The 12280-nt window shown below is 71.3% G+C and carries 6 protein-coding genes; 3 read left to right on the top strand and 3 right to left on the bottom strand.

Going from position 1 to position 12280, the window contains the following annotated elements; translation table 11 throughout:
* Positions 1-112: 112 nt before the first annotated feature.
* Together IE275_RS33695 and IE275_RS33690 are read left to right on the top strand one after the other, a co-directional pair.
* Positions 113-6601 carry an RHS repeat domain-containing protein gene (locus tag IE275_RS33695; protein ID WP_229870828.1) on the top strand — a complete coding sequence of 2163 codons (6489 nt, stop codon included), beginning with the start codon at positions 113-115 and terminating at the stop codon, positions 6599-6601.
* Positions 6592-7086 (top strand): hypothetical protein, encoded by a 495-nt coding sequence (locus IE275_RS33690; RefSeq protein ID WP_189716253.1) that lies wholly within the window; start codon positions 6592-6594, stop codon positions 7084-7086. The genes IE275_RS33695 and IE275_RS33690 overlap by 10 nt, the downstream gene beginning before the upstream one ends.
* Before the next feature lie 28 nt (positions 7087-7114).
* On the opposite strand, the gene IE275_RS33685 is transcribed toward IE275_RS33690, so the two are convergent.
* Together IE275_RS33685 and IE275_RS33680 are read right to left on the bottom strand one after the other, a co-directional pair.
* Entirely contained in the window at positions 7115-8770 is a 1656-nt protein-coding gene (locus IE275_RS33685; RefSeq protein ID WP_189716251.1) for an FG-GAP-like repeat-containing protein, read from the bottom strand.
* A 16-nt stretch (positions 8771-8786) separates the two neighbouring features.
* Positions 8787-10613 carry an alkaline phosphatase D family protein gene (locus IE275_RS33680; protein WP_229870827.1) on the bottom strand — a complete coding sequence of 609 codons (1827 nt, stop codon included), beginning with the start codon at positions 10611-10613 and terminating at the stop codon, positions 8787-8789.
* A gap of 128 nt (positions 10614-10741) precedes the next feature.
* On the opposite strand from IE275_RS33680, the gene IE275_RS33675 reads away from it, so the two are divergent.
* Positions 10742-11437 (top strand): DUF4232 domain-containing protein, encoded by a 696-nt coding sequence (locus IE275_RS33675; RefSeq protein ID WP_189716249.1) that lies wholly within the window; start codon positions 10742-10744, stop codon positions 11435-11437.
* Between the two features lie 23 nt (positions 11438-11460).
* Here the strand turns inward: IE275_RS33675 and IE275_RS33670 are convergent, their stop codons facing one another.
* Positions 11461-12087, bottom strand: a complete 627-nt coding sequence (locus IE275_RS33670; RefSeq protein ID WP_189716247.1) for a sortase domain-containing protein — start codon at positions 12085-12087, stop codon at positions 11461-11463.
* Between the last annotated feature and the right edge of the window lie 193 nt (positions 12088-12280).

The following is a 12280-nucleotide window of genomic DNA, read 5'->3' as shown; positions in this document are numbered from 1 at the left end:
ACCAGTGCCCGGGCGGGGCCCCGTCAGGCCCCGCCCGGCGCGGTCGTCGTCATCTCCGATCCCCCAGACACCAGGCCGCCGCGTCGGCCACCCCCTCCCTGGAGAGCGATCCGTGTTGTTGCGCCCGTTTCCCTCCCTGTCCCGGCCGTCCCCTTCCGCGTCTCCCCCCTCGCCCCGGCCGCGCCGCCTCGGACGCGCGGCCCTCACCGTCGCGCTGGCCACCGTGCTGTCGGTCCCCGCCGTCCTGGTCCCGGTCGCCGCCGCGGCCGAGGCACCGGGCCGCCCCGCCGTACCCGGCGTGAAGCCGGCCGAAGTGCGGACGATCACCACACCCCAGGCCAAGGCCGCGCGCGGCAAGGTGAGTCAACAGAAGAAGGCCGACCAGAAGCGCGTCGACGCGGCCCGCGCCGAACGCCGGACCTCCTGGCCCGCGCCCTCGACGCGCAAGAGCCCCGTCACGGAACACCCCACCGCGGACGGCCGGTTCGTCTCCGTCGGTACGGCATCGGCGGCCAAGGGCGCGAAGGCCTCCGGCGAGGCCACCGTGCGCGTCCTCGGACAGGACGCGGCCCGCGCGGCCGGCGTCACCGGGGTCGTGTTCACCGTCGGCACGGCGAAGCCCGGCGCCGCGCGGCTCACCGTCGACTACGGCTCGTTCGCCTCCGCCGTCGGCGGCGACTGGGCCTCCCGCCTCGGCCTGGTCACCCTCCCCGCCTGCGCGCTGACCACCCCGCGGAAGCCGGCCTGCCGCACCGCCACCCCGGTGGCGTCCACCAACGACGTCACCGGCGAGCGGCTCACCGCGCGGACGACGCTGGCGGGCGCGGCCCCCACCGTCATGGCGGTGACGGCCACCTCCGCGACCGCTTCCACCGCGGGCAGCGGCGACTTCGCGGCCACGCCGCTGTCGGCCTCCTCCAGCTGGGAGGCCGGCGCCTCCTCGGGCTCCTTCTCCTGGTCGTACCCGATCACCGTGCCCCCGGCGGCCGCCGGCCCGGTACCCGTCGTCACGCTGTCGTACGACTCCGGCAGCGTCGACGGGCGGTCCGCCAACACCAACAACCAGTCCTCCCTGGCGGGCGAGGGCTTCGACCTGACCTCGTCGTACGTCACCCGCACCTACGGCTCCTGCGACGACGACGGCCAGACCGACAAGCACGACCTGTGCTGGAAGTACGACAACGCGTCCCTGGTGCTCAACGGCAAGGCGAACGAGCTGGTCAAGGACGACACCACCGGCCAGTGGCACCTCAAGGGCGACGACGCCTCCAAGGTCGTCCGCCACACCGACGCCGACAACGGCGACGCGGACGGCGAGTACTGGACGCTGGTGACCGGCGACGGCACGGCCTACACCTTCGGCCTGAACAAACTGCCCGGCGCGGGCAGCGAACGCACCCACTCCGTATGGACGGTCCCGGTCTTCGGCGACGACAGCGGCGAACCCGGCTACGACGCGGGCAGCGAATTCAAGAACCGCGCCCGGACGCAGGCCTGGCGCTGGAACCTCGACCTGATCGAGGACGTCCACGGCAACGCCGCCACCTACTGGTACACCGCCGAGACGAACCACTACGCCAAGAACGGCGACAAGACGGCCCTGGCCTCCTACACGCGCGGCGGGTACCTCGACGAGATCCGCTACGGCCAGCGCCGCGACACCCTGTTCACCGCGCCCGCCTCCGACAAGGTGACCTACACCTACAAGGAGCGGTGCACCGCCTCCGACTGCTCCTCGCTGACCGAGGACACCGCCGACGACTGGCCGGACGTCCCGTTCGACGGGATCTGCTCGGCGGACGAGGACGACTGCAAGGCGACCGGCCCCGGCTTCTTCACCCGCAAGCGGCTCACGGGCATCGGCACCCACTTCTGGTCCCGCGCCGCCGAACCCGACGCCTTCCTGCCCGTCGACTCGTACACGCTGGAGCAGGAGTTCTACGACGGCCAGGACATCGGCAACAGCTCCGACCAGGTCCTCGTCCTGAAGTCGCTCAGGCGCACCGGCAAGAACGGCTCCGACATCGCCCTGCCGCCCGTCGAGTTCACCTACCAGCAGCGCCCCAACCGGGTCGACTCCACCAGCGACGACATCCTGGCACTGACCCGTCCGCGCATCGCGTCCGTCGTGTCCGAGACCGGCGCGATCACCGCGGTCACCTTCTCCGACCCCGAGTGCGTGCGCGGCGGCCGGATGCCCGCGGCCGAGGACGACAACGACCTCCCCTGCTACCCGGTGTACTGGAACGTCAACGGCGGCGACCCGCAACTGGACTGGTTCCACAAGTACCGCGTCACCGCGATCACCACCAACGACCCGGGCGCCGGCAACCCCGGCACCCAGACGACGTACGACTACGCGAACCCCGGCTGGCACTACAACGACAGCCCCTTCACCAAGGAGAAGGAGCGCACCTGGTCGGTCTGGCGCGGCTACCAGAAGGTCACCGCCTACACCGGTGAGGCTGGCGCCACCCGGTCCAAGACCGTCAAGCTGTTCATGCGGGGCATGAACGGCGACCGACGCAAGGACGGCACGACCAGGTCGGCCACAGTCCCCGGCATCGACCTCGACAACACCAGTGCCGTCACGACCGACAACCTCGACATCGCCGACGTCACCGACCACGACCAGTTCTCCGGTCAACTGCGCCAGGAGATCGTCTACGACGGCGCCACCGCGATCTCGACCACCGTCAACAACCTGTGGGCCGAGCGGACCGCGAGCCAGCAGAAGTCGTACGCCGACGTCAAGGCGTACTTCGTCAGAACGGCCCGCTCCTACAGCCACACCTACCTCACGGCCGCCCGCACCTGGCGCCAGGCCGCGACCTCCTTCACCTACGACACGACGTACGGCATGGTGACCACGGTCGAGAACCACGGCGACTGGACGGCCACCGGAGACGAGACCTGCACCCGCACCTGGTACGCCCGCAACGACGCCAAGGGCCTGACCGCGCTCGTCTCGCGCACCCGCACGGTCGCGAGAACCTGCGCGACCACGGACGCCTCGCTCTCCCTGCCGGCCGGCCCGGCCACCCGCGGCGACGTCCTCTCCGACACCGCGACGGTGTACGACAACCCGGCGGCCACCGGCTGGTCCCCCGACCAGGTCCCGACGCTGGGCCTGGCCACCTGGTCGGGCCGGGCGAAGGCCTACCCGGCCGCCTCCGGCACCGCCGAGCGCCACCCCCTGCCCACCACCGGCTGGCAGACCGTCACCACGACCACGTACGACACGGCTGCCGCGAAACTCGGCCGGCCGCTCGGCGTGACGGACGCCAAGGGCCGCACCACGACCACCGCCTACTTCCCGGCCGCCGCCGGCCCGCTGGGCACCAAGGTGGTCACCAGGCCGAAGCTCGCCTCCAACGGCCAGGCCCACCAGACCACCACGGTCTACGACCCGGCGCGCGGCGCCGAGAGCTACGTCCTCGACCAGAACACGGCGCGCACCGAGCACACCTACGACTCCCTCGGCCGCGTCACCGCGACCTGGCTGCCCAACCGCTCCAAGTCGGGCAACGACACACCGAACGTGAAGTACGGCTACGGCCTGGAACGCGACAAGGCCCCCTGGACGTCCGTGGCCACGCTCAAGGCCGACGGCACCACCTACAGCACGACCTACTCGCTGCACGACTCACAGCTGAGACCCGTCCAGATCCAGCGCCCGTCACCGCAGGGCGGCCGCGTCCTGACCGACACCCGCTACGACAGCCGCGGCCTGGCCTACGAGACGTACGCGGACGTCTACGACCAGACCACCGCCCCCACCGGCACCTACGCCCAGACGCCGTACGGCGGAGGCAGCCAGACGGTGACGGAGTTCGACGGCGCCGGCCGGGCCGTGAAGTCGACCCTCCTCGTCGACGGGGTCGGGAAGGGGAGCACGACCACGACCTACACCGGTGACTCCACGGCCACCAGCGCGGTGGCCGGCGGCAACGCCACCCGCACCGTCACCGACGTCTTCGGCCGCACCACGGAGACCCGCACCTACGCCGGCACCCAGCCGAACGACACCCAGTACGGCTCGGCCACCGGCACCTCCTACACCCGGGTCCGCCAGACCTACACGGCCGACGGCAAGCAGGAGACCGTCACCGGCCCGGACGACAGCGCGTGGTCCACCACGTACGACCTCTTCGGGCGCCAGGTGAAGGCCGTCGACCCGGACAAGGGCACCACCCTCACCACCTACACCGACCTCGACCAGATCGACACCAGCCAGGACGACGAGGACCGGATCCTGCTCTACGCCTACGACGAGCTCGGCCGCACCACGGGCATGTGGCAGACCGACCGCACCGACGCGAACAGACTCGCCTCCTGGACCTTCGACAGCGTCCGCAAGGGCCTGCCCACCGCGGCCACCCGGTACCAGGGCGGCAAGGCGTACACCCGGCAGACCACCACCTACGACACCCTCGGACGGGTCACCGCCGGCACGCTGACGCTGCCGTCCGACGATCCGCTGGTGACCTCCGGTGCCATCGCGGCGACCAGCACCTTCGAGACGTCGTACCGGCTCGACGGCACGGTCGGCAGCACCAAGGAGCCCGCCGCCGGCGGCCTGGCCGCCGAGACCGTGGAGACCCGCTACAACGCCGCCGGCCTCGCGAACGAACTCTCCGGCGCGACCGGCTACCTCCTCGCCGCCGACTACACCGCACTCGGCCAGGTCGGCCAGCTGCAACTCGGCACCGCGACCGGCACCAAGCGCGTCTTCCTCACCAACACCTACGAGAAGGGCACCGGCCGGCTGCTCAACGCTGCCGTCGACGACCAGACCCGCGGCCCCGTCCAGGACCTCACCTACACCTACGACCAGGCCGGCAACGTCACCTCCGTCCTCGACGGCGCCGACATCGGCACCGGCACCGACAACCAGTGCTTCGCCCACGACGCCCAGCGCCGGCTGGCCGAGGCCTGGACGCCGAAGACCGCCGACTGCGCCGCCTCCGGACGGACCGTCGCCAACCTGGGCGGCCCGGCACCGTACTGGACGTCGTACACGTACACGGCCGGCGGGCAGCGCAGGACCGAGAAGCAGAACACGGCCACCCCGGTCACCACCACCTCCTGCTACAACGACACCACCCGCCCGCACGCGCTCACCGCCACCACGACCGGCACCACCTGCACCGGGGTGGCCGCGCAGTACACCTACGACGACACCGGCAACACCGAGAAGCGCGTCGAGAAGGCCGGTTCCACCACCGGGCAGAGCCTGGAGTGGAACAGCGAGGGCAAGCTGGCCAGGCTGACCGAGGGCACCACAGCCACCGGGTACCTCTACGACGCCGACGGTCAACTCCTCATCCGCCGCGACAACGCGAGCGGCGGCGAGACCGTCCTCCACCTCGGCGCCACCGAGGTCCACCTCAAGGCGGGCCAGAAGTGGGCCAACCGGACCTACACGGTCGCCGGAGCCACCATCGCCGTCCGCACCAACCAGTCCGGCGCGGAGAAGCTCAGCTTCCTGGCCGCCGACCACCACGCCACCGGCACCGTCGCCATCGGCGCCGACGCCGGCCAGACCCTGACCAAGCGCTACACCACCCCCTTCGGCGCGGGCCGGGGGGCGACGACCGGCGTCTGGCCCGACGACAAGGGCTTCCTCGGCAAGCCCACCGACACCGGCACCGGCCTGACCCACATCGGGGCACGGGAGTACGACCCGTCGACGGGCCAGTTCCTCAGCGTCGACCCCGCGCTCCAGGTCGACGTCCCGCAGACGATGAACGGCTACAGCTACGCCGCCCAGAACCCGGTGACCGGCTCCGACCCGTCGGGCCTGGCGCTCCTGTGCGGGGTGCCGGGCGAGGCGGACTGCCCCGACGACGGCGACCCCATGCCGGAACCCGCCACCCACGACGGCAACGGCATCACCCTCGGCCAGCCGGGCAAGACCCACAAGGACGCGAGCGGCAACTACTGCGACTCGGCCTGCGTGGCGAAGATCTACTACCAGCAATGGGTCAACGCCAAGCACATCGCGGAGATGGCGGCCCTTCAGTCGCTCGTCCAGGGATACCAGTTGCCGAACTCCGCGGCGATGCTGGCCATCCCCGAGTGGTCCCTGCCCGACGACTGCGACAAGGACTGCCAGGAGAAACTCTTCACGCTCCAGGCGAAGTACCTGAACAGGGGCGGTGGCGGAAAGGACTTCGACGGCGGCCCCTTCACCTGCGAGGGCGGGCACGGATGCGGCATGTTCGAGAAGCTGAGCGAGAAGCTGCTCGGGCAGAAGACGCAGGCCGACGTGGCCGGCGGCGGATACTTCGTGGTCGCCTCCGTCCTGGGCAGCGACCTCGACTGCTCCAAGCACCAGGGCCTGACCATGTGCAAGACCAGCTCGTCCTGGCTCTTCGGCAGGGGCGGCACGACCATCGGCAGCACCTACGTGACGGGCTACGATCCGGAGTTCTCGACCAAGGAACGCCTCAAGCACGAACGCGTGCACATGAAACAGTGGGACGACCTGGGCCTCAGGATGGCGTGGGACTACTTCCAGGAAGGCACCGACGCGTGTACGAACAGCTTCGAGATCGACGCGGATCTCGGCGACGGCGGCTACCTCCCGTGTCCCTGAGCAAGCCCGCACTCGCCCTGGTGACGGCGATCGCCGTGATCGCCGTCACCGCCGGCTGCCACACGCAGGCACCGGACCCCCCGGACTTCGGATACGCCCGCGGCCCGGAGGGCGGCCTCGTGGTCGCGTATCCGATCTGCCCGGGGTACACCGTCTCGGGAGCGGAGATCTACGCGGACGACGACGACTTCACGACCCTGTGGAAGGCGCACGGCGCGCGCTCGGCCGAGACGGAGCAGGGCCTCTTCGAAGTGGGCGGCGATGCCGGCTTCGCCGAGGAGGAACAGCCCCTGCGCGGCGAGCTGCCCGACGGCTTCTACGTCGCCGTCGTCGAGAAGACCGGCGGCACGGAGGAGGACGGGAGGGACGGCTGGATCGACCTCTCCCGACTCAAGGGCGCCCGGCTGGGGAAGGGCGAGTTCATGACCTACACGGGGAAGGTGATGACCCGGGCGGACGTCAACGCCCAGCTGAGCTGCTCCTGAGCGAGGTGCCGGTCACGGGGCCGGCACCTCACAGCAGGTCGGCCCAGGTGCTCCAGCCGCTGGTGGCCTTGGTGACACGGGACTTGAAGCCGCCGGTGCCGGTGCCCGCGTAGAAGTACAGCGCACCGGAGGAGTTCGTGGCCATGAGGTCGGCCTTGCCGTCGCCGTTGGCGTCGCCCGGTGAGAACACCTTCTTGAACTGCTGCCACCCGGAGCCCACCTTCACCCGGGCCGAGAACGGGGCGGACGCGCTGCCGGTGCCCGCGTAGCGCCACAGGACGCCGGCGGTGTCCCGGGCCAGCAGGTCGGGGCGGCCGTCGCCGGTGAAGTCGCCCGCGCCGACCACGGCGTTGTAGCGCTGCCAGCCGGTGCCGACCGTGACGCGGGAGCCGACGGAGGTGCCGGAGCCGTCGCCCGCGTAGAGGTAGAGCGTGCCGGAGGTGGTCACGGCCAGCAGGTCGCCCTTGCCGTCCCCGGTCAGATCGCCGGGGCCGACGACCCGGTTGTAGGAGGTGGAGCCGGTGGCGAGTTTGGGGTCCGAGAGGGCGTAGAACGCCGGGTTGGTCAACTGGCCGCTGCTGACGGACTGCACGACCAGGTCGGCGAGGCCGTTCTGGCGGAGCGAGGAGGCGTACGCGAGGCGGGTGGTGGCGGACGGCCAGGCGTCGCCGACCAGAAGCTTGCCGGTCAGCGTGCCGGTGCCGGTCACCTCGTAGCTGTAGACGCTTCCGGCCGTCGTACGGGCCATGGTCCCGAACTTGCCGAAGTGCGGATTGTTGCCGGCGCCCGCGAACTGCGTGACCTTGCCCCAGCCCTTGCTGCGGGCGGACCGGGTGCCGAAGGTGCCCTTGCCGGTGCCCGGGTAGAACCACAGGGCGCCGGAGAAGTCCCTGGCCAGCAGGTCGGTCTTGCCGTTGCCGTCCCAGTCGCCGCCACCGATGATCTGGTTGTACGACGCCCACTCGGTCTTCGAGTCCTTGACCCGGGTGCCGAAGGTGCCGCCCTTCTTGCCGGGGTAGCGATAGAGGACGCCGGCCGGGGTGCGGGCCAGGACGTCGCCGATGCCGTCGCCGGTCAGGTCACCGGCGCCGATCAGTTCGTCGTACTGCTGCCAGCCGGAGCCGACCAGCACACGGCTGCCGAAGGCGCCCGTGCCCTTGCCGGGGTAGAAGTAGAGCGAGCCGCCAGGAGTACGGGCCAGCAGGTCGGCCTTGCCGTCGCCGCTGAGGTCGCCGGGGGCGGCGACCTTGTTGTAGATCTGCCAGCCGGACGCGACCGTACGGTACGAGCCGAGGCCACCGGGGGTGCGGGCGTAGACGCCGGAATGGAAGTACAGCACGCCGCTCGCGCTGAGGGTCAGCACATCCTGGACGCCGTCCGAGTCGAGGTCGCCCGGGGTCAGGACGTCCTTGGCCTTGGCGACGTCCGAGTCGAGGGCCATGGTCTCGGACGAGCCCGTGTTGAGATACAGCTGGCCCGCGACATTGCGGTAGATCAGGTCGGACGTGCCGTCCGCGTCGAAGTCGCCGCGCGCCGGGGCGGTGGCGTCCGCGTCGGTGGGCAGCAACACGAAGACGCCCGTCGCGAGCACCGCCACCGTGGCTGCCAGCACCGATGCCTTCATGACGGGGGAGCGCCGATGTCCGGGGCTGCGGTCGCGCCGCCGGGGGCGGGTGGTGAACACGTTCTCTCCCGGAAGGTCAGGGGGTGGCGGAGACGTCGGAGGCGGCGTCGCTCGGGGACTGCGTGGTGGAGGGCGACACGGGCGCGGTGGCCGGGTCCGTGGCCGACTCCGTCGGCTCGGCCGACTGCGCGGGATCCGCCGTCGCGTCCGTCTCCGCCGGGGCGGCCGTGTCCGTCGGTCCCGCGGACTCCTCCGCGCTCGCGCTCGCGGTGCCGCTCGCCGAGGACTCGGTCGGGACACCGAGCTGGTGGACGCCCGGCACACCGTTCTCCACCCGGAAGGTCGCGGCCGTGGTGGTCGTGCCGTCCTTGGTCAGTACGGTGGAGATCGCCCGCAGCCGGGCGTCGATACGGTCCTCGGTGATGTCGAAGAGCAGATAGCCGCGCCGGGCGTCCATGATCTTCCAGTGCGGGTTGTCCGCCAGTTTGGGCGCCCACTCGGCCGCGAAGGCCGTCAGATCCTCGTCGCCGTTGCTGGATATGGAGGTCCCGACGAACTCCGCGCCGACCACCGTCGACGCCGCGTCGGCGAAGTCCAGCTTGAGGTCGCTGACGATGGTGCGGTGCCTGTCGCCGGACAGCACCACGGGGTTGCGGATGTCCTGGAACTCGGCGAGCAGGGTGGCGCGTTCCTTCTGGTATCCGTCCCAGGCGTCGTACGACCACTCCTTGCCCACACCCGCGAGGAAGTCCGTCTCCGCCATCATCACCTGGGAGGCGACCAGGTTCCACCGCGCGCCGGAGGTGCGCATGCTGTTCACCAGCCAGTCGCGCTGGGTGTCGCCCATGATGACCCGGCCGGTCTTCAAGGCCCCGGCGGAGGTGGTCGCCTGGTCGTCGCGGTACTGCCGGGTGTCCAGGACATGCAGCCGGGCCAGCGGGCCGAAGTCGAGCGAGCGGTACATCAGGACGTCCGGGCCGCTGGGCTTCTGCGCGGCACGGATCGGCATGTGCTCGTAGAAGGCCTGGAAGGCGGCCGCACGGCGCGCCCGGAACTTCGCCGCGGGCCAGGCGACGGGGTCGTTCGCCACGTCACCGGCCCAGTCCTGCTCCACCTCGTGGTCGTCGAAGACCACGACGAAGGGTGCCGCGGCGCGCATCGCCTGAAGGTCCGGGTCGGTGTTGTACTGCTCGTGCCGGGCACGGTACTGGGCGAGCGTGACGGGCTGGCCCGCGCCTTCGTGGCGGCGTACGCGATAGGAGTAGGCCGAGCTCTCGTAGATGTAGTCGCCGACGAACAGCACGAGATCCGGCCGCTGTTCGAGCATGTCCCGGTAGGCGGTGAAGTAGCCGTGCTGCCAGTTCTGGCAGGAGGCGAGCGCGATCCGCAGGTTCTCGGGGGTGTCCCCGGCAGCGGGCGCGGTACGGGTCCGGCCGGTGATCGAGGTGCGGCCCAGCGCCGTGAACCGGTACCAGTAGTCCGTGGCCGGGGTCAGGCCCTTGACGTCCACGTGGACGCTGTAGCCGAGGCTGCTGGTCGCCGTCGCCGTCCCGCTCTTGACGATCGTGGTGAAGCCGCTGTCCGAGGCGAGCTCCCAGCTCACCGCGACGGTGGGGGCCAGGATGCCGGAGCTGCCCTGCTGTGCCGGCACCACCCTGGTCCACAGCACGATCGCGGTGGGCAGCGGATCGCCGGAGGCGACGCCCAGCTTGAAGACCGTGCCGCTCACCGCGGTACCGGCACCGGCCGGGGCGGTCGCCCCGCCGACGGACGCCGAGGCGTTGCCCGTCAGCAACTGCCCGGCGGCGGCCGCACCCGCGGCGCCCAGCGTGACGGCTCCCGCGCCCAGGAACCGCCTGCGACGTATCCCGTCGGTGCCCGTGTTGCTGTCACTCGGGTGCACAGGCGTGCCTTCCCCCTGAGGCGGTGCCCTGCACAGCGCCGGTGAACATGATCGCCGGTGATTCTATGCAATACGCTCACGCCTACGGCACCGGGTCCGTGAATCCGTTCGAACCATCAGCAGGAGCCATGCGTCGACCATTGATCTCCGTTGTCACGGTCCTGCTGCTCGCCGGCGCGGCAGGGTGCTCGTCGTCCGGAGCCGAGGAGGAGGCGGCGGGAATCGGCTCGGGTGCGGGTGCGGGTGCGGGTGCGGGTTCGGGTGCGGACTCCGCCTCGGCTTCCGCCTCCGGCTCGGGTGCGGACTCGGGCTCGGGTGCGGACTTGAGCTCGTCGAGTGCCGACGCGAGCGGGGGCGGTGGCGGGGCGTCCTCCCCACCCGCCGGGGTGCTCTTCGGAGCCGACTCCCTCCCCAGTCCGGCCGCCGATCACTGCCGTACGAAGAACCTGACGGCCGTGGCACGCGGTACCGGTCAGGGCCGGGCCTCGATCGTGATCACCAACACCGGCACCGGCTCGTGCACGGTGCGCGGCTTCCCCTCCCTCCTCTTCACGAGCGGGACCGGCCGGACCGAGCTGCCGGTGGACTGGGCCGGATCGGCCACCGAGGCCGAGAAGTTCACCCTCGCCCCTGGCGATTCCGCTTCCGCCGCGCTCACCTTCACCGACCTCGACGAGTGCGAATCGGTCACCGGCCTCGATGTCGTCCCGCCCGGCGAATCCCGGCCCCTCACCCCCGCTTTCACGACCACGAGCGGGACGAAGACGGCGGTGCGCATCTGCGACACCGGTGTGAGGGTGAAGGCGTTCTCACCCGCGCGGTGATGCGGTTCCCTGGTGATTCAGGGTCAGGGTTCGGTGGCGGTCAGGACGCCGATCTTGTCGATGCGGTGTTCGGGGTTGTTCTGCGCGTCGCGCCAGAAGTTGCCCGCCGCGTCGTCCTCGGGTGTCAGGCAGGTGGTCACGGTGATCATCGCGCGCGTGGGGGCGGCGCCGGGGGAGCCCGGGACGGCGGCGCGCTGCGCGTCCATGGAGGCCTGCGACCGGAAGGAGGTCGTCCGGGTCCCGGTGATCGTGTACTCGTACGTCACACCGCCGGCGGTGACGAACACGGATGCGCCCGGCGGTAGCGAGGGCAGCGCCCGCAGGGGGCCGCCCGCCGCTACGCGGTGCCCGGTGACGATGTAGTTGCCCACGTCGCCGGGGCCGACCCCGCCGCCGGGGCCGTACGGGCTGGCGGCCACACCCTGATCCTGGATCCGGGTGCCCGGCGCGTCGTCGGGGCTGCCCGGGTACGGGACCACGGGCAGCCCGGACACCCCTATGGCGGGGATCGACAGCGTGGCGGCCCGGACGTGGGCGGCCGGTTCGGCCGGGGCCGCGGGCGCGGCGGGTGCCGTCAGCAGGACGGCGAGTGCGGCGCCGGCGAGCGCGGCCGGCACGGTACGGGGCGTGAGGAACGGGCGCAGGGGCATGGTGATGTCCGTAGGTCTGGGTTTCTTGCACCTGACGCGAAGCCGAGTCGATGAGACGTCCCTCTCTCAGGGTGCTCCCGGGGTCATCCGGGCGCATCTCGAGCGGCGAGGAGGTCGGGGATGCCGATCCGCCAGATGTGGCGGCACCCCAGGCGGTCCCCCTCAGGGCATGGTCGCGGCATGTCTCCGGCCG

The sequence above is a fragment of the Streptomyces phaeofaciens genome (assembly GCF_014648915.1).
GTDB classification, from domain to species: Bacteria; Actinomycetota; Actinomycetes; order Streptomycetales; family Streptomycetaceae; genus Streptomyces; species Streptomyces phaeofaciens.
Note: the sequence above shows the minus strand (reverse complement) of the source record. Positions and strands in the feature narration are given on the sequence as shown.